Here is a 23,746-nt window from a genome sequence, read left to right as displayed (position 1 = left end):
CGTCGTCATATCGCGGAGCTCAGACCCTCCTGACTTGTATCGACGACCGGATCGAAGCAGCCTCCATGCCGAGTACCAGGCGCGACCGCTCGCGTCGACGTGGCAATTGGCGGAGTGTGTAGGGGAAATCAGCACGATGATGGATATGAATTCGCAGGGGCCGGGGTGTGCCTCGGGCCCATCGATGAACCACCCGGCGGTCACCGCAGACGTCGATCAGCTGCGAGAACTGCTGGAGCAGCATTACCCGTATTACTACCTTCATATTGTCAGGTCGCATCCGAATGGCGCTCGATACCAGCTTCTCCACCGGGGAAAGATCGGCCTGTACACCGCGTCATATGGGGCAGAGATTCGTACCGGGACGTCGGAGTCGTTCAACTTCTATGCGATCATGCCGTTGCGAGGGGCCGGCGAGGTGACGCTCAACGGGGGGGACGTCACCGCACCGATCTCCCTCATAGGCCCCCAGCAGAAGATCGACATGCGGTGGAGCCTCGATCACGAAGTAATGCTGATGCAGATTCCGTCGGCACTCATGCAGGAGGCGCTCGAGGCTTACCTGGGTGATCCTCCCAAGGAGCGACTGCGGTTCGAACCGGGGGTGGATGCCACCAGCGCGCTCGGTCACGCGCTGAGAATGCTGTCGTCGACCGGTACGCGGGGGACGCTGCCTTTCGCGGCCTCGAAGCTGGCCGAGCATCACTTCGAGCAGTTCCTGCTGCACACCTTGCTCTCCTCCCAGTCCCACAATTACTCCCACGCATTCGGCGGGCCCCCCGCCTCGTGGACCCCTGCCGCTCTTCGGCGTGCGACCCGCTATTGCGAAGATCACGCCGGCGAACCGATCTGTCTTGGCGACATCGCCGCCGCGGCCAGGGTCGGCGTCCGCACTCTCCAGCTCGGTTTCCGCGAGCATCTGCGGACCACCCCGATGACCTATCTCCGTTCCGTACGGCTGGCTCACGCCCACGCCGATCTGGTCCGTATCGCCGAGACGGGCAGCCAGACGACCGTCACGGATGTGGCCCTCCGGTGGGGATTCACCCATCTCGGCCGTTTCGCGGCCCTGTACAGGCAGACCTACGGCCGGCCGCCGTCCAGCACCCGGCAAGGACACCGGTAAGCGCGGCAGCCCCTTGGCGTCGCCGCACCCGTCGCTCAAGCCAAGACCGCTCGCCATCGATCAGATGTGGCGGCTCCGCCTTCGGCCCCGGACGCCCCATGACCACGAACACCAGAGGAATCACGGACGCAGCACAGTAGGCCTCCCGAACCGGCCACCCCTGACATTTTCCTTTTTCTTCAAGGACCACTCCTCGTCGGTGAGGTCTCCACGCGCCATGGCGAAGGCCTACCAGGGGCGCTGCCTGGAGCGAGGGCAATCCCTGTGCTCTCGACTCAGGCACTCCTAGAGCCGGTCGGGTGCGGCGAGTCCGAGGAGATCGAGGCCGATTCTGAGCGTGTCGCCGGTGAGCCGGCAGAGCATGAGGCGGTTGTCCCTGATCTCGGGGCCGGGCGCCTTCACTACGGGGCAGGCATCGAAGAAGGATGTGAAGGTCTGGGAGAGTTCGAAGAGGTAGGCGCAGAGCCGGTGCGGCTCGTAGGCGTGAGCGACCTCTTTCAGAGTCAGATCGAGATCATCGAGCTTGAGCATCAGCGCGCGCTCCGCGGGTTCGAGAACGACTCCCTGATGCACGCGAGCCCGTGCCGTAAGGTCGGGTCCCGCCTTCCGGAGGATCGAACGGGTCCTGGCATGCGCGTACTGAAGGTAGACACCGGTGTTCCCGTTCAGCGAGACCATGCGGTCCACGTCGAAGACATAGTCCTTCGCCCTGCTGGTGGCCAGGTCGGCGTACTTGACCGCGCCGATGCCGACGACCGCGGCGATGGTCTCCCGGCCGCCGGCCGCGAGGTCGCGGCTCTTCTCCTGCACCACGAGCCGCGCCCGGTCGACGGCCTCGTCCAGCAGTGAGATGAGCCGGACGGTTTCCCCCGAACGCGTTTTGAAGGGCTTGCCATCTTTGCCGAGAACGGTGCCGAAGGCGAGGTGGACCGCGTCGACCTCGCCGTTCAGCCAGCCGATGCGCTTGGCGGTTTCGAAGACCATACGGAAGTGCAACGCCTGGCGGGCATCAACGACATAGAGGATCCGATGCGCGGCGAGGGTGCCGACGCGGTGGCGGATGGCGGCCAGGTCGGTGGCGGCGTATCCGAACCCGCCGTCTCTCTTGCGGATGATGAGCGGCAGCGGCTCGCCGTTCTGGCCCATGATGTCGTCGAAGAAAACGCAGAGGGCGCCGTCACTGATCACGGCGACGCCCGACTTCTCCAGCTCGTTCGCGACCTCGGCGAGGAAGGGGTTGTAGAAGCTCTCCCCGACGGCGTCCTCATCGGTGAGCAGCACGCCGAGTTTGTCGTACACCTCGTTGAAGTACAGCTTGGACTCGGTGACGATCTCCCGCCAGGACCGGAGCGTCTCGGCGTCTCCGGCCTGGAGCGCGACGACCCGAATTCGGGCCCGTTCGGCGAACTCCTCGTCGGAGTCGAACTTGACCCGGGAGTCCTTGTAGAGCCGGTTGAGCCACGACAGGGAACTCGCGGCCGAACTCTTCCCCTGCCGCCATTCCCCGCCGGATTCGGTGAGGTACTGGATCAGCATCCCGAACTGGGTTCCCCAGTCGCCCAGGTGGTTCTGCCGGACCACGTCCTCGCCCAGAAAGCCCAGGATCCGCGCGATCGAGTCACCGATGATGGTCGACCTCAGATGGCCGACGTGCATCTCTTTGGCGATGTTGGGTTGGGAGTAGTCGATGACGGTCGTGCCGTCGAGCGAGCGGGGGAGCCCCAGGCGATCGTCGGCGAGCCGGGCTTCGACCTGTCGCAGCAGCGCGGAGTCGGTCAAGCTCAGGTTCAGGAAGCCCGGTCCTGACACCTCGCACGAGGCGATGAGATCGGCTCCTTCAAGGGACGCGACGACCTTCTCTGCGACTTCACGCGGCTGGGAGCGCAGCTTCTTGGCGACCGCGAGCAGCCCGTTGGCCTGCAGATCCGCCCGGTCGGAGCGGCGCACGTGAGGATCGGCCCCCGCGTGTTCCGCGGGGAGGGCGCGGTCCATCGCGGAGAGCAACCGTGATGTGATCTGGACGGCGAGTGGAACAACCGGAGCCATGTCTTCCTTTCAGGAGAATTTCGGGACGGTCGGACTGTGCCGGCCGGCGGTATGTCCGGGGGAATCCTCGTCACCGTCCCACGACGTTCGAACGGCCGCGTGGCACGGCGCACCACTCAAGACACGCCCCTGCAGTCGTCCAGGTACGCCAGTGCCCTCTCGGCGGCCTCGCTGATCATCTGTTCCAGATCATCGGTGTGGCGCCGGGCTTGCGGCGAAGCCGTGTCGTATGGCTCCTCCCATAGCGAACACTCGTGGGAGGTGAAGGGCCAGGGCGGATATCCGGCGCGAACTCGGCACGACGCGACGCTCACGACGATGTCACGGGCCCCGGGGTCGTGCTCCTGAACGGCGATCGCCGCGACAATATGAAGGGCTCGAAGCGCCGTCGCCAAGTCTTTGCCCGTCATCGCGGCACGAATGGTCTGGGCGGCGGCGAGCCGGGCGTCATCCACGCGACCGAGTGCTCGATGGACATGCGCTTCGAGCTCGTTGAGCTGAGGCGCCAGACAGGGTCGCCGCACTTCGTCGCAGAGCGTTCTTGCTTCGTCCAGGGGCGCGATCGCCCGCGTTGCCGCGCCTCGGAGCACAAGCGCCCAGGCCTTGCACAACAGGGTGTGGATCGCGGCGTCCGGGCCGAGCTCCGTACGGAGCGCGAGGACCCGATCCGCGGACTTCACCGCTTCGTCGAGCCGGCCCGCGCGAAGGTCGATCAGGGGTTGCCGGCTGAGACAGGCCGTACGCGACTCGGCGTCGGCCCCAGCGACTTCGTAGGCCTTCCTGAGTGCCGTGTCGGCTTCGGCAGCCCGATCACGCCATGCGGCGGTGGACGCCTCGACCACACGGGCGGCCACGATTCGGGACGGGTCACCGGCGTTCTCCGCGGCGACGACAGCGGCGTGCGCTCGCTGCATCGCGTCGCTGTCGAGAAGCGCGTCGGCGATGGCCGCCAGGTCGATCATGATGTCCGCTCTTCGCCGTTCACCGTCTCTGTCGCCGAGATCTGTGAGGCTCAGAGCCTTGGCGAGATGGGCTCGGGCCGAAGGGAACCGGCCTGCGACATAGGCCAGCCTTCCTGCCCAGTGATACAACTTCGCGCGTAGATGGAGGTGCAGGCTGCTCTCGTGGGACAGCGCGCACTCCGTCCAGTGCCGCAGCAGCTGTGTATGGCCGGATCCGCGATCCCACAACGGACGAGCGGCCGTGAGCAGCTCGACCGCGCGAACGACTACGGCCCCGGACGTCCCCTCACGAAATCCCCACTCAAGTGCGGCGACGATCTCGGCGAGCTCGGGGTGAAGGACCGAGGCGTCAGCGTGTTCCTCTGCCGACTTCGCGAGGTCGGAAAAGTAGGCGAGATGCCGATCTCTTGTCACCCTGTATTCGGTGGCGCCCAGTTCCGTGCGGCAGAAGTCACGGATCGGGGTCAGGATCCGATACCGATAGTCGTGACCGCGGACGGGTTGGACCAGTGAGCTGTCGACCAGGTTGGCCAGAGCCAGAACCACCTGCCCGCTCATGACAGGGCCGTGGAGCTGTTCGGCCGCATCGAGGGTGAAGCTTCCCGAGAACGCGGACAACCGCGCGAGGACCAGCATGTCCGTTCGGCTGAGGAGATCGAGACTCCAACGAATGGTCGCACCCAGGGCCAGTTGATGTGGCAGGCCAGGGGCCAAGCGTTCGCCCAACGCTCCGGGGTGTTCGAGACGTGTACGCAATGCCGCGATCGGTATCGACCGCAACCTGGCCACCGCCAATTCGATGGCGAGGGGCAGTCCGTCGAGCTTCCGGCACACCTCGGCCACATCGCCGAGATCGTCCGAGAGGTCGAGCAGCGGGAACTGCTCACCTGCACGGGTGAGAAAAAGGTCGACCGCCCCGTGGCCACACATATCTGTATCGTGTGCTCCCGCAGAGGGCAGTGAAAGCGGGGAAACCTCCCACACCGTTTCGCCGGGGAGCCCGAGAGATCGACGCGACGTGATGACGAAACGAACTCCGTCGCATGATCGGCGCACCTCGTCGGTCCAGGAGGCGATGACGCTCGCCACATGCTCCGCGTTGTCGAGCACGATCAGCAGTTGCCTGCCTTGCAGCGCGGTGATGAGATCCGCCGCGGAACCGTCAGGATCACCCAGAGGCCCGAGCCTGCGCCGAATGGTGTCCGTCACCGCATCGAGTCGCGCGGTGCCGTCCTCCCCCAGGGCGTGCCTCGACGACAGAGCGCCGAGTTCGATGACCGCGACACCGTCGCGATGGGCGTCCTGAGCCCTGGCGGCCACCTCCAGGGCCAAGCTCGTCTTTCCCACCCCACCCGGGCCGGTGAGCGTCACCAGCCGGCGCTCTCTCACGAGTTCGGTGACCTGCCTCAGTTCGTCCGCACGCCCGATCAGGGGGCCGGCCGCGGCTCGTCGCCCTCGCCAACGCGATCCAGGGGATGCCACGATCGGACGCTGCGTGAGAGCTTCCATGTTCGCGCAACGAAGCTCTTCACCAGGATCGGCGCCGAGTTCGTCACCGAGCCTGCGCCGGATCTGTTCGAAGACCACCAGCGCTTCTGCTTGCCTTCCCGCATGGTTGTAGACGCGCATCAGAGCGGCGTGGAGCGGTTCGCTCAATGGGTAGTGGCGAGCAAGGCCTTCGAGGCCTGTGATCAACTCGGCGTGGTCATAGCGGTCGGGTGCCCGGGCCGCGACGACCATTGCCGTGATCAGTTCCTGCTCGACGGCCGCGAGATTCGCGTCCGTCCTCGGATAGTCGCTCAGGTCCTCCAGCGGAAGCCCATGGAACATGGTGAGCACCTCGGCGGGCACCGCCCCCGATCCCTCGTGCTTCGCCGTGGACAACAGGAGACGGAACCGGAGCAGGTCGAGGCTGTCCTCGTCCAGCATCAGGGAATAGCCGCCGTGCACCCTCCTGAGCATGCTGTCGGCGGTGGTTCCCGAGAGACGCTCCGGCTGCAGGAGGCCACGGAGTCTCTTGACATAGGTCTGAATCGTGTTGACCGCCGTCGGTGGCGGGGATTCTCCCCAGAGAAGAGAGGAGATCTCACTCGTGCTGACCCGGCCGCACGGGTTCAGTAACAGCGCCCCCAGGACCACCCGCTGCTTGGGCGGCCCCAGGGCGAGTTCGCACTCCTCCCTCCACGCTCGCAATGGACCCAGCACCTGAAACCGCACCCCCATGCGACAGACCCCGTCTCAGGCGGCGGGATCTGGCGAGGCGATGAAGGCACCAAGGGCATCGATCGCTACCAGGCCGATGGTGGGGCGCATGCTGCTCCTTGCGGTTGGAAACTGAAGAGTCGGCGCTGAGACGCTTTTCGGCATACAGAGGCCACCTGGAAGGCGGTCGGGCCCTCTTCGCTCGATCGCGTCGGCGCGATTAGGCATGGAGCGTAGGAGGTGGACACGGCCGGCGGCTATCCACATGGCGTCCCACACGATTCGTGTCCCGGACAACGCGCCGTCCGAGCCTGAACGCCGGCGTGCGAGAGACGGCCGGGGGCAGGTCGTCGGGGAGGCGAAGGCCGTGGCCGGCTAGGAGACCAGGGCGCCGTCGCTCTCGGGCCCTGGTTCCTCGGCGGCCCCGCCAAGGTGTTCGGCGAGGAATTCCTCCACAGAGGTGAGCAGGTGCATCCAGTTTGCCCGGGATCTGAAGAAGTGCCCCTCCTCGGGATAGAGCAAGTAACGATGCGGAACGCCCCGCTCTCTGAGAGCGTTCACTATCGCCTCGCTCTCCTCGCGCCGGACGCGGATGTCCTTCCCGCCATGGACGATGAGCAGCGGAATCCTGATGTCGTCGATCCTGGAGAGCGGCGAGCGTTCCCAGCAGAACTCGGGTTCGGTCTCCGGATCCCCGACTCTCTTCGCCATCAACGTCCGTGCGGCCGTCCAGTGTGCGGGGATCGACGAGATCACCGTGGCGAGGTTCGCGGGCCCGCACAGGTCGACAGCGCATCGGAACAGGTCGGGCGTGAACGCCGCGCCGACCAGGGCGGCATAGCCACCGTACGAAGCGCCCATGATCGCGATGTTCTCCGGGTCCGCCCAGCCCTGTGCGGTGACGTGACCGACGGCGTCGACCAGGTCCTGGTGCATGAGCCCGGCCCACTCCCGGTCACCCGCGTTGAGGAACGCCTTTCCGTAACCGGTGGATCCGCGGAAGTTGACCTGCAGGCAGAGGTATCCGCGGTCGGCCAGCAGTTGGAGCAGGCCGTCGTATCGCCAGGTGTCCCTCTCCCACGGACCGCCATGCACGAGAAGCACCGTGGGAAGTCCCTTCCGTGCGACGGCCGGCGGGAAGGTCACGTAGCCATGTACGGACAGACCGTCACGGGAGAAGAACTCGATCGGCTCCGGCGTCGCCAGATCGAACGCGGAGAGCTCCGGGCGCTGGGGGATGCGATGGAGGATGCTTCCGGTCACCCGGTCGAGGATCCGGTACTCGGGGGACCGGTCGGCCCTGCTGACGGCGCCCAGCCAGAGCCGGTCGTCATCGCTGCTCCCCAGGAAGGTGAGTTCGGCCTCCGGATCCGGACAGAGCCTGTGCGCGTCCAGAGCGGCATCTTCGTCCAGGACCACGGTCTGCTTGCGCGCGCGGGAGAGCGCCGCCGCCCTGGGCCGTCCCGTGACCGGGTCGAACCAGACCGAACAGACGTCCGCATCCGGCGCCTCGGCGAGGATCTCGACGATCTCTCCGGTACGCGTGTCCAGTTTGACCAGCCGGGTCGTCTCCGCGCCCGCTGACGTCAACAGATAGAAGTAGCGACCGCCCTGCGACGAACGGGCGAGGCTCGTCGTGGCGGCATCCTCGTGACCGACGGAGAAGACCACCGGCCAGGTGTCCCCTGCGCGGGCGCACACGTCGATGCCGCCGTCTCCGCGCATGAGGAGACCGCCCTCCGCTTCCAGGGACGCGTGGTCGATGATCCATCGGAAGAAGCCCGGGTTCGGCCGCACGGACAGCCTTGCCCCGGTGCTGATCTCGCGGCGCTCGAGATGACCACCCACGCTGGCGAGCAGAAGCTCCGGTCGCTGTCCGGAGACGGCCATGAGCCGCGCGGAGACTCCCGCCGGCGTCAGATCGTGTATCGCGGTCCCACGGATGGCGACGGCCGACAGTACCGTCCTCTCATCCCCGTAAGGGTCACGGGTCACCAGCAGGTGCGCGTCATCCGACGCCCACTTCACATCTTCGACGCCTCCTGGCAGGGCGGTGAGCCAGGTGCCCTCGCCGCCCGCCGTCAGGTTCTCGAGGGTCGCCGTCCGGACCTGCCAGTGGGTGTTCCGGCGTTCCAGCCACGCCAGCGACCGTCCATCCGGTGAGAGTGCCAGGCTTGTTCTGGTCTCCTGCCCGAACAACACTCTGCGTGGGATCGACGCACCGGCGGCGGCCAGATCACCTCGCGGCGGAGTCGAGTGTGTCGCTGACGTCATAGTTGCTCTCCTGGATCGCTGACAACTCCTGGTACAGCCCAGGGGAATTCCGCAGTTCCCCCGGAGTGCCCACCTGTGCGATGACACCGTCGTCCAGCACCACGATCAGGTCGGCCTGCGCCGTGGCGGCGAGCCGGTGGCTGACGAACAGTGCTATCCCTCCAACGGCCCGGCACTGCGCCGTGAGCTCACGGAAACGGTCGAACAGACGAGCCTCCGCCTCGACATCGAGTGCCGAACTGGGCTCGTCCATGACGAACAGCCGCCAGTCCTCCCGCACATAGCTGCGCGCCAGCGCGATCTTCTGCCATTGGCCGCCCGAAAGATCGACCCCGTGCGACCAGCGGGACCCTGTCTGGGTCTCCAGTCCGTCCGGTAGCTTTTCGACATCCTGGTCGAGGCCGGCCCTGGTACAAGCGGCCGGAAGCAGCTCCGGCCGCTCAGCCGCGGCCTCGACGTCACCGAGCGCCACACCCTCTCGGACGGTCAGCTCATATCGTCCGAAGTCCTGCATGAGTGCGGTCACGCCCTGCTGCCATTGCCGCCGGGATTCGGCGGTGAGGGCCGCCGCTCCCTTGTAGATCTCACCGCAGTCAGGAGTGAGGAGTCCGGCCATGAGTTTGACCAGCGTGGTCTTCCCCGAGCCGTTCTCGCCTACCACGGCGACCACCGATCCGGACGGTATCTCCAGGTTCACCGCGCTGACGCTGGAAACCTCACGCCCCGGGTATGTGTAGCTCAGTCCGGAAAGGACCAGAGGCTCCCCGCCCCCACGGGGCTCCTCCTGCCTTGTACCTGTGGTCGGCGCCGCGACATGTCGCTGAAGTTCGCCCAGCACACCGTCCAGGTCACGGGCGACCCGCATGAGACGACGGGCCCTGGTCGTCTGCTGCATCAGGTTGCCCAGCACGATGCCCAGTTGACCGGTGAGCGCGATCACCATCGCCAGGTCCGAGAGCCCGAGCTTCCCTCCGGCCGCCGCCCAGGCCGTCCAGCCGAGAGCGGCGGCCACCGACAGGGAAATGATCGCCGTGCCTGCCAGCGTCCACGCGAACGCTGATCGGTCTCCCCGATCCCGGCAGCGGTCGGCTTCGTCCCACAGCTCTTCGGCGCGGCGGACCAGCCCGGCACCGGCCCCACCGGCTCGTGCGGTCAGCCCACCCGCTGGTGACGCGAGGTGCTCGGCCAGGACGCCGGCCCGGTCGACGAGCGGGCCGGCCGTTTCGTCCGCATGGTCCTCGGCGCTGAACGCGCGGCCGTTCCAGCGCAGGGCGGGTACGGACAACACCGGGATGAGTGCGAGCCAGAGGCTGACCTTGGCGAGGAGCAGCACCGTGAGGCCGAACTGGAGGACGGCCCCGACGACCAGGACCAGTCCACCGAACGCCGACCCGGTGAGGTCCACGCGTTCCCTGGACCTGATGCGGTCGATGCGTTCCCGGAGTGCCCCGCCCTGAAGCAGGTCGACCGTGCACAGCCCCAGCATCGCCTGGATCAGCCAGCCGTCGATCGTCCGGGCGGTCTCCGCTTCGAGCCGGACCCTGCTTCTGATCCCGAGAGAGCCGAGCACATGGATCAGCAGGAGAGCCGTGACGAACAGCGTCACACCGAGCAGCTGCTGCGGCCGGCTTCCGGACAGGACTCCCGCCACGGCCACGCCGACGCCGACCGCGACGAGAGGCTCGGCCACCCGTCCCAGGGGATCGCAGACAAGTACGGTCACCACGTTGCGCGGCGATGTCCGCCAGGCCGCCCTGAAGAGCAACAGCACCGGTGCGAACCTGCTAGTCATCGACATCCTCCTTGGCGGCACGAAAGCGCTCCGCCTGGCGGCGGAACATCTGGGCGTACCGGGTCGGGCCGCTCATGAGCTCGTCATGGGTTCCCTGCTCGATGACGCGGCCCCGGTCCAGCAGGACGATCTCGTCAGCGTGGCGGACGGTTGACAGCCGGTGGCTGATCAGCACGGCCGTGGTCGAGGTCGCGAGTTCACTGAACCTCTGGTTGAAACGCTCTTCGGCTCGTACGTCCAGACTCGCCGTGGGTTCGTCAAGGATGACCAGGCTGGATCGGTTCCCGAGTGAGTCGAGGTGGTAAAGGATCCGGGCGAGGACCACCCGCTGCCACTCCCCGCCGGACAGGTCGACACCTTGAGCGCTTTCAGGGAGCAGCAGGGTGTCCAACCCGTCCGGAAGGCGGTCCAGCAAGAGGTCGGCGCCGGCCTCCCGGAGCGCCTTCTCGACCAGTTCGAGGTCAGGTGACGGTGCGCCGGGCGCGACGTTGGCCGCGAGCGAGAGCGGATAGCGGATCACGTCCTGATCGGCGACCACGCACCGGGACAGCCAGCCTCGGCGGTCGAACTCGGTCAACGGCACGCCGTCGACCTCCAGCGTGCCTCGCGTCGGATCCAGTGCACCGGTCAGCAGCTTGGCGAGCGTGCTCTTTCCCGCACCGTTCAGGCCGACCACGGCCAGCGAACGGCCTGTTCTGAGCTCCAGATCGACATCCTGCAGGACCGGAGCGTCTCGATAGCCGAAACCGACCTCGCGCACAGTGATCGTCTGGAAAGTGGAGGGGATCGGCCGAGGACCGGAACGAACATCGCGCGTGCGGCCGAGGGCGGCGGGGAGCCGTCTCACCTCGGCGGCCGCCGGAGCGCCGTACTCCACCATGTACTCCGGCCCGATCCAGCCCAGCGACTCCATGCCGGCCATCGCCTGCAGGACGACCAGAACCGCCGCGGTGCCGAACTCTCCCCGCCGAGCCTGGTCGAGGGCGGCCCAGGCGACCAGCAGATGGGCCCCGACGACCACCGCTCCGGCCCACACCTGTGCCGCCGCACGACGATTTCGTCCGGCCTTGGCCGCGCTCACCTCCGACCAGCGGTCCTCGAACCGGCCGACCAGCCACGGCCTCGCACCGGGCATCAAGATGAGCTCCGCCGACCGTCGACTGTCCAGGAGCAGACCTCGCAGGTAGTCCGCCCGGCTCACCGACTCCGAATGGTGTCCCGACTCCCGGCCGGCCACCGCGGCCCGGACCTCCGATCGAACGGCCGAGCGGTAGAGAAGCCAGCTTCCGGCCAGGACGATCGGCGCCCACCAGAGGTAGTGGGCCAGGATCACGGCGGTCACCAGAGCGCTGAGCCGCCCTGGGCACACCTCGGCGAGGCCGCGCACCGCCGCACCGACGGTGAAGTAGCCCGACGAGGCGGCCTGCGCGGCTCGCAAGGGACCGACGAATCGCTCGTCATGCAGATGGGCGATACCGGCCGGCCGGTCGATTAGGGCGAGCATCTCGCTTCGGACCGCGTGCTCCACCCGGCGGGCCAGGACGACCGCGAGCGTCTGCCTGATCGGGGTCAAGATCTGCCCACCGAGATACGCGCAGACGAGAACCGTCAGGCTGACCGAGGCCGGCGCACCGGCCGTGATGTCCGATGCCACCCACCCCCCTGCCAGGACGAACAGCGGGGGCATCGCGGTGGCCAACACGGTGAACAGGACCAATGCGGCGACTGTTCGAGGAGAGGCTCGTACCGCCAGCAGGATCACCTCGAACGCGGCGCGCCTCGACAAGCTTGTCCGGAGCCACGACAGGACGTTCATGAAGCCGCCCCCACCTCGCCGAGCACTTTCACGGCCGCCGATGCTTCTGGGCGGTGACTCGGTTCGATGGCGCACATCGCCCGGACGAGGTCGCATACTGCGCTCGGAAGAGACGTTCCATCCGGTCCGGGCACCTCATCCAGTGAGGGCACTGGATGGTTCTCCGCCAAGGCCCGCAGGACCGCCGCGGAGTTCCGTTGCCGGGCGGCGACGTTCTCGCACCGGAGGAACAGTTCCGTCAGCTTGTCGAGCAGCTCGTCGTCCGCCGCCACCGGATCGGGCGTACGCCCCGTCCAGAGCACGTGGAGGCTGACGCCGAGTGCGTATACATCCGCGCGCCGCCACGCCTCCGGTGAACTCGACATACCGAGGAAGGCTTCCGGCGGAGCGAATGGGCGGTAGGTCAGTGGGCGCGCATAACGGTAGAACGCGTGCTCTTCTGAGATCAGTGGGGGGCCGTGCAGTTCCCGCGCGAATGTGAGGTCGATCAGTCTGACTCGTTCACCGTCGGTCACGGCGTTGTCCGGCCGCACGTCGCGGTGGACGACACCTCTGGCGTGCAGCCGAGCGACCGCGCCGAGGAGGGCGGTCCAGACGCGCTGGATCTGCTCCGCGCCGGCGGTCTCCCGCCATGCCTTGAGGTCCGTGCCGAGCCGCGGGGTGATCAAGGGTGCGGGACCCTCGGCCTGGGCGGTCCAGCGGGCTTTCATTCGGTGATGGGATTCCGCGACAGGAACGACGGCACCGCTCCCGGTCAACATCTCGGTGAGGGCACGTTCGCGAGCGAACGCCGGCCTCCAGTACGGGCCGTCCAGATCCGTACGAGGGAACTTCACCACGACCTCACGCCGCGTCCGGCGTTCGACGCCCACGAAGAGCTCGGAGAGCGAGCCTCCGGGCCGCCACGCACGCAGGTGGTCGAGTTCGGTCGCGAGGAGAGCCTGCCGGCGGGCCGTAAGGTCAGCGATCATTTCCGCTTCCGCAGACCGCGCATGACGGACGCCGGTCTCCTGTGATGCGCGTCATCTCGTACTTGAAAAGGTCGATCGACCAGACCGCGTTCGCGGTCAACGGAGCCGAGCAGCCGGTCAGGAAACGGGTGGCCTCCCAGACCGCCAGCGACGACATGGCGGCGATCAGCGGGGCGAAGGGGGACCTGGGCGGTAGCCACTCGTTGGCCACCGCCTTTTCGATCGTGCTGGTCAGCGCACTGTCGCCGTCGACCATGCACTGATAGCAGGCGGTCCTGCCCGGCACGTACAGCGGACCCAGGGTGCTGCCTCCGGACAGCAGCGACGGGGTGGACGTGCGCACGCAGGTCTCAGCGATGATGTCCCTGATGTTGGCGACCCGATAGCCGAAAGAGTTGAACACCAGATCCGCGCTCTCGGCGAGGTCCGCCAGATCGGTGACCTCGCGGATCAGACGTTCATGGGTCACGACCTTGACGGAGGGGTCGGATACGGCGAGCATCTCGGCGGCCACTTCGACCTTCAGCCGGCCGACGTCAGTGGTGCGGTAGAGAACCTGCCGAGGCAGGTTCGTGGCCTCCACCGTGTCGGGATCGACGAGGATGATGGTCCCTATGCCGATCCGTGCACAGTTGAGAGCGATCCAGGTGCCGAACGCTCCGACTCCGACGATCAGCACTGTCGAACCGCGAAGGGCGTCCTGGAAAGCGCCGCCCGAGAGTTCCGGCGTCTCCCACAACGAGAAGAACTCGCTCTGATGGACGTAAAGCCCCTCGGGGTCGGCGATGCCGGGTCGTTGATCCTTGTCATCGATGACGGCGCCGATGCGATGCAGCTCTTCGATGAGAGGGGCGGCGCCCGGCGGCTCGATCTCAGAGCCGGGAGCGATGCCTTGGTCGAGCATCTCGAAGATCCGCTGGACGAACCGCGGGTCGCCGTTCACTCCGAAACGCTCGTTCGTGGTCAGCGACCACACCTCGCCGCCTGCCGGTGTTTGGAAGTGACCCCAGCCTCGGTGGAATCTCAACACGTCATCTGGCCTTTCATGCGACGGTCACGGTCGTGAGTACTTGATGGTCGATGGGCGCGAGCTGGAAGAGTCGCTCACCGAGCGAGTCGCGGACGGCTGGGGTCAGCCAGGTCTGCAGGCCGCAGGCGGTCGCCACGAGGATCAATGCCTGGCCGACTCTCGCCGAGTCGAAGTAGAGATTGCGCAGGCCCCGCTCATGCCGGTAGCGCCATTGATAGCGCGGGAAGTCGGCCACGACGAACACCGTCGCGGCGGCCGTCTCCACCTGACGCTGACCGATGAACAGTTCCTTGCACGCCGCCCGGGTCTCGGCTTCGCCGTGTACCGTTCCGAGATCGTCCAGCGCATGCGTGGACGGATCGTAGAGATGGATTCCGGACTCGATCCCGTGGACGTCGTAGACCGCCACGTAGTAGTCGAACGCCGCGCCGTAACTGAAGAGGAACCGCTGCGGATCCGCCGGGTCCGGATCGCGATTGCGGCTCGCCCGGGCCAAGCCGTGCCCCAGCAGGTCGGACAGTCGCTGGTCACCGAAGGCGCGGCGATGCAGCGTACGTGAAGTGACCCGTTTCCTCAGGACCTCGCCGACGGGCGTCTCCGGAAGCGGTGCGGGCTCAGGCAGGACCATTGGCCGCGTCGCCGCCCGGCGCGGGCTCGGCGGAGGTCCGTCTTCACGGAGAAAGGTGGCGAGCGCCTCCATCTGCCGGTCGCGGTAAGCCTCTCCGTCGTCTTGGAAGGACGCACGCCGTGACCACAGATAGGTGGTCAGGGCGTGGGACCAGCCACGGGCATGCCAGTGCTCCAGGCCACGACCGGTGTCATCGTCGATCGCATCGGCCTCCAGGAGGCCGCAGTCTCTCAGGACCGCGAGTCCCGAGATGTCGTTCTCGCCGGCCGCGAGCGAGATCAGCGCGCGCCGCCCCATGAGGACGGCGGAATTCGCGAACGGACTCCGCACGGTGGCCTTACCGTCCTCGTCGGGGATGACGACCGTGCCCGCCGCCCATCGTGGCGCGGCATTCACGGGGGGTTCAGGAGAGTTCTGTCGATGCTCGGCCGACTGCCGCCGCATAGAGGACACCTTCGTCCAATCCTTCCTTCTGCAGCCCGAACAGCCCGTGCACGGCGATGTCGTCGACTCCGTGCTGCCAGAAGACCGGCAGATCAAGGGCCTGTCCGCAGAGTTCCATGGTCGCCGCGGCGTGACCGGCGTCCATGAACACGGTGCGGAACGTCCGAGGCTCGCGATAGCGATACATGTTGCGTTCCCATAGGCCCGTCACCACGACGAAGGCCGCCGGTTCGAAAGGCGCACGCCACAGGCCTTGCAGCATCGGCTTGAGCACGTCATCGCCGGGAAGATCACCGATCCGCTCCAGCTCGGAGGTCCTGACGGCGAAGTGGTAGGTCCCGGGCGTGAGCCCCGAAACCTTCCGCGCGAGGACATAGCATTCGACCGGATGCCTTGAACCACCGGAAGGGCTCGTCTTGCGAACCAGCGGGGCGCGCGGAACACTCGACCGGACTCTGCGCGAGCGAAGCTGCCCGAAGCTCGAAGAGATCAGTGCCGAGAGCTTGTCGTATGTGGCCACGGGCAGGGATTCGGATCCGTTTCGACGGTCCCACGCCTCGGCGAAAGGCCGGGCGAGGCATTCGAGGGCTTCGGCGGTCCGCACGACGGGGACGGTGAGCGAGCCCGCGTACTCCTTGTATCGGTTCACGTCGAAGCTCTCGGCGGCGAACAACTCCATAATCGACTTGTCTATGGCCGGCGCATCCGACTCGGAGTAGTTCAGATACGGATAGTCGTAGGTGAGCAGGTGGTGGTCGAATGCGGCCTGCCATCCGGCGTCGCGCCATCGCCGCTCGGTCTCCTCAAGACGGGAATCATCGCGATCCGGCGTCAGGAATCCTTCTGTCACCAACCGCTCGACGATGGACCGGCCGGCGTCGGACTCCAGTCCTGCCGATCGCTTCAGTTCTTCGAGGCGCTCTTCGGCCGAACCCGCACGCAAGAAGCTCAGCAAGACCTGTGCCGCGGCGCTGCCCAGCAGGATCTCCCTGCGCGCGGCGATGTTCATCACGTACCAACGTTCTGTGGACCAGATGCTCGGCGGCGGGACCAGGCGAACCGTCGGAACGATCCGCAGCAACGGATCAGCGGTGTCAGACATGGGATTCCAGAGTTTCGTGATCGACGTGGCCGACTGACGGGCTCATCGCCCTGAAGCACACCACTCCAGGGCGATGAGGACGACCTACGGCCGCGAACTCTCCATCTGGCGAAGCGCGATCGGCATCTCGGGCAGCGCCTCCACGGTGAAGTCCGCGGGGTTCAACTCGACCCCGGCCCCGAGCTTTCCGGAGACCTCGGCCGCGAGCGCTGACGTGCTGGTGGACATATCTTCCTCCCTGAAATGGAATGAAGCTGACACCGGAAAGCCTGAATGTTCGGACTGGAATCAACCTGGAATTTCTCTGGACGCACGCGCCTCGTCATGGTCCGGGCTCGTGCCCGGAACGCCCATGACGTCCAGAGGCGTAGCGTGTGATCGGGATCCTCGTGACGGTGTGCCGCTGCTCGCGCGGTGTGCGTCCTCAGGTATCGCGCTGGAACCTGAGTAGCACCCAGGGTTCCCTTCTCGCCTGTCCGCCGGCCTCTGTCAGCGGCGGAACAGCTCCAGCAGCTCCTCCGCTCGGCGGGTGCGGGTGATCCACACCTCGCGGCCCCGGCGCTCCCGCATGATCAGCCGTCCGGCGCGCAGCCGGTCGCAATGGTAGGTCAGGCCGCTGGGCGCGATCTGCAGGTCCGTGGACAGCATGCTCATGGTCATGGGCTGTTCCAGAGCACAGAGCAGGTGTGCGCGGACCGGACCCAGGATCGCCGACAGCTCGTTCCCCGCGGGCGCGACGGGCTTACGCCACAACGAGCCCGCACCGGGCACCGGATAGGCGATCCAGACGGCGTCCGGGCTGTCCAGGCTGACGATCACGGCGTCCTTGCCGGCCAACATGGGCACCAGAACGAGCTTCCTGTCACCCAGCTCGAACGTGCTCGATTCCAGGTCGGAGATGAGCAGGCCACGCTCGCCGTAGACGATGCGCTCGCTCAGCGCGCCCAGCAACAACTCGTGGCCGCCCCGCACGGCCGCGACGCCCACCCGCTCGACCTCCCTGTCGAGCAGCGGGCGGGCGCGCTTCCACAGCGGTTCCGTGGTGTTCCAGACGTCGGCCAGGGCGCCGGCGTACCCGCGCAGCCAGCGCTCGGGCCGCTCGGCAGCCGAGCGCCAGTGCAACGGCGGCGTCCCCGGGCCGAACGTCTGCTCCAGATCCTTGATCAGAGCGTCGGGCGAGATGTCCTGCAGGGCGCTGACCTGTGACTGCACGGTGACATCGCCGTCGGTGGGGGAGCACGGCACGATGCTGTCCGGCGCGATCGAGCTGCCGGGTACGGCCAGCGGGCGCACGGCGTCCTGGCCGAGCGGGCCGACCTGTGAGGCGATCGCCTTACGCCACGATTCGGGTAGGCCGCGCTGGCGCCCCGCGAGGGCGTCGGCGATCATGGCGAGCGCGGTCAGATTGGGCGAGATCGAGATCTGGAGCCGTGGCGGGGAGCTCAGCCGCAACTCGCTCCACATACGGCGCTTCGCAGCTATTTGGGTCCCCACGGGAGGGACTTTAAACGGAGGCCACATCTCTTCTGGAATGCTTCAACGAAACGTGAAACATCCGATACATAGATGATCTACGGCCCCTGTGAACGTGCGGCTCACCACCGACTTCGGGGCTACGTGTCTCGGTTGTCCAGTCCAGCACCCCGCGGTCGATGGACTCGGGTCGGGGTGCTGTCGATGCCGAGCCCCCGAAGCGCTGATCGGGAGTATCGGCTTCCCGGCGATTCACGCTCAATGCCGCTGGTAGTACCTCAGGAACATGTCGACTCCGGTGGTGATGAGGTCGTCGGTGAACTGAGGGTCGAGCCTGTCGCCGTAGGCGCTGTGCACAATGTGCGGGTACAGCACCAGCGCGTAGAACTGGATGATCGCCAGCTCCATGTGCGGAATGTCCAGGTCGTCGCGCGCGCTGAGCGCGGCGGCCAGCGGTTCGGCGAAACGATCGGGTCCCTGCTTGCGCCAGGCGCGGCCGAGTTCGGGAAAGCGCCGGGCCTCAGAGGTGATCAACGCGCGCAGGGCGAGCACCTCGGGCTGGGCGATTCCCTCCACCCACTTGCGGGCGGTGGCGGTCAGGATGTCGCGCAGGTCGTCGCCGGTACGCAGGCGCTCGTGCAGGGCGTACACGGTCTGGCCGAGCGCCTGTTCGAGCGCATCGGTCACCACCTCGGTGAACAGCTCCTCCTTGCTGGCGAAGTGGTTGTAGACGGTCACCTTTGACACGCCGGCCTCGGTGGCGATGTGGTCCATGCCCGCGCCGAAGCCCCGTTCCAGGAACTGTTGTTGTGCCGCGCGCACGATGGCGGCCCGTTTGCGCGCCGCGCGTTCTCCTGACGGGGCGCGCCTGCTCGTTGTCGTCACGGCGCCATCCTATCCGAACTGAACTGTACTGTTGAGTTTAGATGTACTGTTCTGTACAGTTCAGTTCGTAGCCCGCGGCCGGCCTCGATCGGCCCTTCCCTACATGAAGAGAGGCCACGCATGAAGAACGAACTCAGGATTCCCGGACTCTCCGGGAGTCTTCATCCAGGCCCCAGGGCTGTTCGAAGTCGCAGTGCCGCGACGCTGGCGCTGCTGTCGTTCGCCATGATGATCGTCTCGCTCGACCAGTACATCGTCGTGGTCGCGCTGCCCGATATGGGGCATGACCTGGGCTACTCGGCGCAGACATTGCAATCAGTGGTCAGTGTCTACGCGGTGGCATCCAGTGGGTTCCTTCTGTTCGGGGGCCGCGCGGCGGATCTGCTCGGCCGGCGGCGGATGCTCCTGGTCGGCCTGACGCTTTACGCGCTGGCCTCGCTCGCGGGAGGGCTCGCGACGACACCCCTGATCCAGCTGATCGCGCGTGCGGTTCAGGGTTTCGGCGGAGCGCTGGTCTTTCCGAGCACGCTGGCGCTCATCAACACCACGTTCGCGGAGGGCCGCGACCGCAACCGCGCCCTGGCCGTCTGGGGAGGTTCCGGCGCGGCGGGTCTGGTCGTGGGCGTCCTGCTGGGCGGCGTGCTCACGCGAGCCTTCGGGTGGGAAGCGGTGTTCTTCGTCAATGTCCCGCTCGTGGGCGCGGTCTTCGTCTGGACGCTCTTCCTGATCGACGCCGATCCGCCTCGCGACAGGACGCGTATGTTCGACCTGCCTGGTGCGCTGACCGCCACAGGCGCCATCACGCTGCTGGTGTTCGCGCTTGTACAGGGCCCCGATCTGGGCTGGGGCTCACCGGTGATCCTTGCCGCGGCGGCGGTGGGCCTTCTGCTGGCTGTGGCATTCGTGCTGATCGAGAGGCGTAGTGGTGATCCGCTTCTCCCGCCACGGCTTCTGGTCAACGGGAGCCTCAGGATGGCCGTGGCGATCGCATTCATGTTCATGACCACGTTCGGCTCACTCCTCTACTTCTTGTCGATCTACTTCCAGGATGTCCTCGGCTACGACGCCCTGGAAACCGGAATCGCGTTCCTGCTTCCGACCGTCGTGGTGGTCGCCGGTTCGACAGTGGGCGGCCGGGTGGTGACGCTCATCGGCCTGCGGCGCACACTGACCCTCGCCCTGTCGATCGGCGCGGCCGGGGCCGTCGCCCTGGGGCTGGCGACTTCTCCCGACGGCTCCTACGTCACGCTGATCCCAGGACTCATCGCCGTCAGCATCGGCGACGGCGTCATCTTCACGGCCATGTTCATCGCCGCCGCCACTGGAGTGCGTGATCGCGAGCAGGGTGTCGCCTCGGCGATCGCATCCACCGGATCAGGGGTCGGAGCCGTCGTGGGGCTCGCGATCCTGGTGCTCGTGGCCAACGCCGGCACCGAAGGACTCCTGGGGGATGGATTACGGGTCGCCATGGCCGAAGGAATCAGCCACGCCATTTTCGTCGTCGCGGGCGGGATCGTGGCGACCCTTCTGATAGCCCACGTTGCGTACGGCAAAAAACACCTTCCCCAGGTGCCGCCCGGACCGGGGTTTCGGGGTGATCGCGAGTAGGGCGGATGGGACTTGTTCATGCGAGCGGCCCGGGAAGCGGAGCGAGACCGGCGGGCTGTGCGGCGTCACGCGCCGCGTACGACCCGCCGGTCGAAGGGTCAGCCGGTCACGAGGGTGATGCCCGGGAAGGCGGTGGTCGCGTTGCTCCACGGCGCGTAGTAGAACCGCCAGGAACAGGTACGCCCGCTGGTCACGTAGCCGGTGCAGGGCACCGGCGTGCTGGGGTCGATGGCGGAGATGACCCCTACCGCGTACTGCTGGGTGGTGCTGGACGGGTTGGGGATCTCCACCGGGCCGCCGCTGTCACCCCCGCCGGCCGCGTTGGTGTGCGCCGCTTGCTCGGCGATGACCAGGCCATAGATCGGGTAGCCCACGCTGAGCGTGACGTTGACCTGCTTGGCCTGGATGGAACACAGGGTGCCCGAGTAGGCGCCGGAGGTGCAGAGCCACATGCCCACGTAGGAACCGGTGGTGCCGATGACCGGGTTGCTGAACTCCGGCGAGATGGTGCCGGGGTTGTTGTTGTAAACGCGGCCTGCGGTGCCCGCGTTGATCAACATGACGTCTCGGTACATGTCGTCGTAGGAGGAGATCGGGCCGATCGCCTGGCCGGTCGGGTCGGTGGCCGTCTGCCCGACGTCACCGCAGTGGGCCGCGGTCAGCATCCTGGTCGTGCCGCCGTAGGTGACGGCGAAGCCGGTGGAGCAGCCGAACCCGCCGATGCCGGCCTTGCGCCAGGCCGCCCCGCCCCACCATGGTGGGGAGTCGTCCCAGCGGCTGGCCAGGGCCGGCGTGACGCCCGCCTGGATGGTGATCGGCACGGTGGAGTCGGCGACCTTGGCGCGGGTCAGGCCGAGGTCGGCGCCCGAGACCGACAGGCCCGAGCCGTCGACCTTCGGCGCGATCGAGGTGATCGCACCGGCGGAGACGCGAGCGAGACGGTTCATCTCGCGCTCAAGCTCTCGGGCCGAGTACGCCGCGGGCAGGATACTGACCGGGACGTCCTCGCGCAGCCGGCCGATCAGGTCGTCGATGCGCCTCGGGGTGTCGCCTTTCCAGTAGACGCGCAGTTCGTGGTTCTCCGGCGCGGCGATGATGCCGGCGTATCCGGTGTCCTCCTTGGTCTTGGTGGCGGCAGTGATGCGGTCGGCCGCCTTGACCAGCTTCTGCTGGGTGGCCAGCAGGTCGGTCCAGGACGCGAAAGCGCCGGGCACCTCGCCGACCGGCTCGATCGGCCGGGCTGTGGTGTCCTTGACGGGTGCGGGTGCGGGTGCGGGTGCGGGTGCGGCCGTGGCGTGGACGGTGCCCAGTCCGGTCACGGCGGCGGCGACTCCCAGCGCCACCGTCAGACGGCGGACGGCTCGTGAGGCTCTTGCGGTGCTTGAGGAGGTTTTCATCAATTCTGCTCCACGATGTGGTTATGGGACCAGATTCGGTATTGCAGGCATTTATTAGGGAAGCAACGGCTTGACGCAAGATTTTGTGGCTGATAGAGCGATATGTTGAGCGATTGTCTGCCGGGATTCGGCTTCAGACTTACGGCATACGGTCGCGGGCCGGTGCGCGGCGACCTGGGGGCACGGATTTCCGGCGTCCGGAATCTACGGAAAAAGCGCTCTCCGCCCGGTGTCCCCTTCTGGACAGCGGCGAGCCGCCAAGAGCATCATGTCCGGCGCGTTTCACCCTGACCCGCGGATCGCGGAGTGGCCGCGCGTATTGCGCGGGAAACCGATCGGGCTGCCCGGGGCCCGGGGGAGGGGTTATCCCACCCCCCTACACCCACCACATCGGCCACACCTTGGGAATTCGACCGCCAAGGAGGTACAGACGCCCCTGGCCGAACGGCCGTACGACCTGCGTCACGCCTGCGTCTCGACGTGGCTCAATGCGGGCGTACCGGCAACGCGGGTCGCCGAGTGGGCGGGGCGCAGCGTCGATGTCCTGCTGAAGATCTACGCCAAGTGCATCGTCGGTCAGGACGAGGCCGCGAAGCGTCGCATCTCCGACGCGCTTGCCGCTCATGGCTGAGGCGCGGTTCGTGGGTGAGCGTTGGGTGAGACCAGCCGTAGATGGTCACCATCAACCGTGGACAGTCGGACGAGACGAGAGAGCCCCCGGCGGCATAAGTTCAGGCCAGGGGCTCTTTCTGCTGATCGGGAGTGGTAGGGCGGGTGGGACTTGAACCCACGACCTACGGATTATGAGTCCGCTGCTCTGACCGGCTGAGCTACCGCCCCGCAAGCCTGGAGTCTCTCATAAGTTGGCGGTCATGTGAGCATGGGGAGTTGTTCACTTTGGCCGCGTCCTGCACAAGTTTGATAGACCGAGCCGAGGGTGGGCGGCCCCGGCGTACGGGAGCGGCCCGCCCTCGGCTCGGCGGTCGGGGAGAGGTGCAGGTGAGGGCCGCGGACGACCTCAGCGGGCGGGCGGGCCGGCCAGGGCGGGGGTGTCGAGCAGGCCGTAGCGGGCGGCCGGGGCTCCGGTCACGTAGGCCCAGTAACGATCCCCGTACGACCAGTGCCACCACTCGGTCGGATAGTTGATCAGACCGGCCGCCGTCAGGACCGAGGCCAGCAGGCGCCGGTTGCCGGCCGCCTCCGGCGAGATGTCCGGGGAGGCGGTGTAGCACGCCCCGTCAGGGCCGGTGGGCGTGGCGTTGACCTCCGTGCCCATCGGCAGCTCGGCCCCGGCCTCGCTGCAGAGGGTCAGGTCCACGGCGCCGCCCGCCACGTGCGGCGCCACCTCGGGAGGAGAGATGTACCGGCCCGCCTCCCGGCGGAGGCGTTCGGCGCTCCAGTCGGGGTGCAGGTCCCGGAGCTCCTCGACGGACTCGGCGAAATACCGCTCCTGCAGTACCGGCGGCCGGTATCCCTCGATCACCAGGATCCTGAGCTCCGGCGGTAGCAGCGCCTGAGCCGCCACGAGCCGTTCGGCGACGCTGAGCCGCAGGTGCGCGTAGGCCCCCGCCGGATCCGCGAGTCGCTGGTCGATGAGCACCCCGTCCAACCCGCGCAGGTCGACCAGGGGCTGGCCGCATTCTTCCACCGGCAGCGCGAGGATCCGGGAGTCGGACAACAACGTGATCTGTGGCATGGGGACGACACCTCGTTCTTGGTCTGATGGCAAGAGGGAAGTGCCCCTGCGCCGCCGAGTGGCCGGCGGCACAGGGGCCTGGATCAGAGAAGGCGGGGGTTATCGGACGATGCCTTGGGTGTCGGTGCCGTCGCCGTTCCAGTCGCCGATGACGGGGAGGTCGGCGGTGTTGCCGAAGGGGACGGGGCGGGTGGTTTCTGTGGCGCTGGTGACGGGGCTGGTGCGCAGGTAGAAGGTGTAGCCCATGCGGACGCCGACGTTGTCCTTTCCGTCGCCGTCCCAGTCGCCGGCGAA

17 protein-coding genes, 1 tRNA gene and 1 pseudogene are annotated in these 23,746 nt (G+C 67.1%); 3 read left to right on the top strand and 16 right to left on the bottom strand.

From position 1 onward, the window contains the following. Positions 1-145: 145 nt before the first annotated feature. Positions 146-1,126 (top strand): AraC family transcriptional regulator, encoded by a 981-nt coding sequence (locus ABZT47_RS39430; RefSeq protein WP_354853649.1) that lies wholly within the window; start codon positions 146-148, stop codon positions 1,124-1,126. Positions 1,127-1,411: 285 nt separating this feature from the next. On the opposite strand, the gene argS is transcribed toward ABZT47_RS39430, so the two are convergent. From argS to ABZT47_RS39370, 12 genes are all read right to left on the bottom strand, one after another. Then, positions 1,412-3,172, bottom strand: coding sequence for an arginine--tRNA ligase (argS, locus tag ABZT47_RS39425; RefSeq protein WP_354853646.1), 1,761 nt, complete (start codon positions 3,170-3,172; stop codon positions 1,412-1,414). Between the two features lie 116 nt (positions 3,173-3,288). Then, positions 3,289-6,357: a BTAD domain-containing putative transcriptional regulator gene (locus ABZT47_RS39420; RefSeq protein ID WP_354853644.1), complete on the bottom strand. Its 3,069-nt coding sequence runs from the start codon at positions 6,355-6,357 to the stop codon at positions 3,289-3,291. 354 nt (positions 6,358-6,711) lie between these two features. Beyond that, the gene (locus ABZT47_RS39415; protein ID WP_354853658.1) at positions 6,712-8,061 is read right to left on the bottom strand and encodes a S9 family peptidase; all 1,350 of its coding nucleotides are present in this window, start codon (positions 8,059-8,061) and stop codon (positions 6,712-6,714) included. Positions 8,062-8,572: 511 nt separating this feature from the next. After that, positions 8,573-10,402, bottom strand: a complete 1,830-nt coding sequence (locus tag ABZT47_RS39410) for an ATP-binding cassette domain-containing protein (RefSeq protein ID WP_354853641.1) — start codon at positions 10,400-10,402, stop codon at positions 8,573-8,575. Continuing rightward, complete coding sequence (locus ABZT47_RS39405; RefSeq protein ID WP_354853638.1) at positions 10,395-12,119, bottom strand: ABC transporter ATP-binding protein; 1,725 nt, start codon at positions 12,117-12,119, stop codon at positions 10,395-10,397. The genes ABZT47_RS39410 and ABZT47_RS39405 overlap by 8 nt, the downstream gene beginning before the upstream one ends. 95 nt (positions 12,120-12,214) lie before the next feature. Continuing rightward, entirely contained in the window at positions 12,215-13,189 is a 975-nt protein-coding gene (locus ABZT47_RS39400) for a hypothetical protein (RefSeq protein ID WP_354853635.1), read from the bottom strand. Further along, complete coding sequence (locus ABZT47_RS39395) at positions 13,179-14,165, bottom strand: ThiF family adenylyltransferase (protein WP_354853632.1); 987 nt, start codon at positions 14,163-14,165, stop codon at positions 13,179-13,181. The genes ABZT47_RS39400 and ABZT47_RS39395 overlap by 11 nt, the downstream gene beginning before the upstream one ends. Before the next feature lie 67 nt (positions 14,166-14,232). Beyond that, complete coding sequence (locus ABZT47_RS39390) at positions 14,233-15,291, bottom strand: SagB/ThcOx family dehydrogenase (RefSeq protein ID WP_354853628.1); 1,059 nt, start codon at positions 15,289-15,291, stop codon at positions 14,233-14,235. Further along, a complete protein-coding gene (locus ABZT47_RS39385; protein ID WP_354853625.1) occupies positions 15,251-16,393 on the bottom strand; it encodes a SagB/ThcOx family dehydrogenase in 1,143 nt (380 codons plus the stop codon). The genes ABZT47_RS39390 and ABZT47_RS39385 overlap by 41 nt, the downstream gene beginning before the upstream one ends. An 84-nt stretch (positions 16,394-16,477) precedes the next feature. After that, positions 16,478-16,621, bottom strand: coding sequence for a hypothetical protein (locus tag ABZT47_RS39380; RefSeq protein ID WP_354853622.1), 144 nt, complete (start codon positions 16,619-16,621; stop codon positions 16,478-16,480). A 261-nt stretch (positions 16,622-16,882) separates the two neighbouring features. Beyond that, the gene (locus tag ABZT47_RS39375; RefSeq protein WP_354853619.1) at positions 16,883-17,887 is read right to left on the bottom strand and encodes a winged helix-turn-helix domain-containing protein; all 1,005 of its coding nucleotides are present in this window, start codon (positions 17,885-17,887) and stop codon (positions 16,883-16,885) included. Positions 17,888-18,124: 237 nt separating this feature from the next. Further along, entirely contained in the window at positions 18,125-18,751 is a 627-nt protein-coding gene (locus tag ABZT47_RS39370; protein WP_354853616.1) for a TetR/AcrR family transcriptional regulator, read from the bottom strand. Positions 18,752-18,871: 120 nt separating this feature from the next. On the opposite strand from ABZT47_RS39370, the gene ABZT47_RS39365 reads away from it, so the two are divergent. Further along, positions 18,872-20,359 carry an MFS transporter gene (locus tag ABZT47_RS39365; RefSeq protein ID WP_354853613.1) on the top strand — a complete coding sequence of 496 codons (1,488 nt, stop codon included), beginning with the start codon at positions 18,872-18,874 and terminating at the stop codon, positions 20,357-20,359. Between the two features lie 98 nt (positions 20,360-20,457). On the opposite strand, the gene ABZT47_RS39360 is transcribed toward ABZT47_RS39365, so the two are convergent. Beyond that, positions 20,458-21,702 (bottom strand): hypothetical protein, encoded by a 1,245-nt coding sequence (locus ABZT47_RS39360; RefSeq protein WP_354853610.1) that lies wholly within the window; start codon positions 21,700-21,702, stop codon positions 20,458-20,460. 475 nt (positions 21,703-22,177) lie between these two features. Here ABZT47_RS39360 and ABZT47_RS39355 point away from each other — a divergent pair. Beyond that, a pseudogene (locus tag ABZT47_RS39355) lies at positions 22,178-22,387 on the top strand (integrase); the annotation flags it as partial. Positions 22,388-22,519: 132 nt separating this feature from the next. Here the strand turns inward: ABZT47_RS39355 and ABZT47_RS39350 are convergent. The 3 genes from ABZT47_RS39350 to ABZT47_RS39340 all read right to left on the bottom strand — a co-directional run. Next, positions 22,520-22,596: transfer RNA gene (locus tag ABZT47_RS39350), tRNA-Ile, on the bottom strand. A gap of 178 nt (positions 22,597-22,774) precedes the next feature. Beyond that, positions 22,775-23,452 carry a M15 family metallopeptidase gene (locus tag ABZT47_RS39345; RefSeq protein WP_354853607.1) on the bottom strand — a complete coding sequence of 226 codons (678 nt, stop codon included), beginning with the start codon at positions 23,450-23,452 and terminating at the stop codon, positions 22,775-22,777. Between the two features lie 99 nt (positions 23,453-23,551). Continuing rightward, positions 23,552-23,746 (bottom strand): hypothetical protein (locus ABZT47_RS39340; protein WP_354853604.1); only part of this gene is annotated, 195 nt, incomplete at its 5' end.

It is taken from the genome of Sphaerisporangium sp. NPDC005289 (genome assembly GCF_040607455.1).
GTDB lineage: Bacteria > Actinomycetota > Actinomycetes > Streptosporangiales > Streptosporangiaceae > Sphaerisporangium > Sphaerisporangium rhizosphaerae.
Note: the sequence above shows the minus strand (reverse complement) of the source record. Positions and strands in the feature narration are given on the sequence as shown.

Bases quoted from the DNA above. Each gene is read 5' to 3' on its own strand.
- ABZT47_RS39430 (WP_354853649.1), top strand. From the start codon at position 146: ATGAATTCGCAGGGGCCGGGGTGTGCCTCGGGCCCATCGATGAACCAC.
- argS (WP_354853646.1), bottom strand. From the start codon at position 3,172: ATGGCTCCGGTTGTTCCACTCGCCGTCCAGATCACATCACGGTTGCTC.
- ABZT47_RS39420 (WP_354853644.1), bottom strand. From the start codon at position 6,357: ATGGGGGTGCGGTTTCAGGTGCTGGGTCCATTGCGAGCGTGGAGGGAG.
- ABZT47_RS39415 (WP_354853658.1), bottom strand. From the start codon at position 8,061: ATGCGCGGAGACGGCGGCATCGACGTGTGCGCCCGCGCAGGGGACACC.
- ABZT47_RS39410 (WP_354853641.1), bottom strand. From the start codon at position 10,402: ATGACTAGCAGGTTCGCACCGGTGCTGTTGCTCTTCAGGGCGGCCTGG.
- ABZT47_RS39400 (WP_354853635.1), bottom strand. From the start codon at position 13,189: ATGATCGCTGACCTTACGGCCCGCCGGCAGGCTCTCCTCGCGACCGAA.
- ABZT47_RS39390 (WP_354853628.1), bottom strand. From the start codon at position 15,291: ATGCGGCGGCAGTCGGCCGAGCATCGACAGAACTCTCCTGAACCCCCC.
- ABZT47_RS39385 (WP_354853625.1), bottom strand. From the start codon at position 16,393: ATGTCTGACACCGCTGATCCGTTGCTGCGGATCGTTCCGACGGTTCGC.
- ABZT47_RS39380 (WP_354853622.1), bottom strand. From the start codon at position 16,621: ATGTCCACCAGCACGTCAGCGCTCGCGGCCGAGGTCTCCGGAAAGCTC.
- ABZT47_RS39365 (WP_354853613.1), top strand. From the start codon at position 18,872: ATGAAGAACGAACTCAGGATTCCCGGACTCTCCGGGAGTCTTCATCCA.
- ABZT47_RS39345 (WP_354853607.1), bottom strand. From the start codon at position 23,452: ATGCCACAGATCACGTTGTTGTCCGACTCCCGGATCCTCGCGCTGCCG.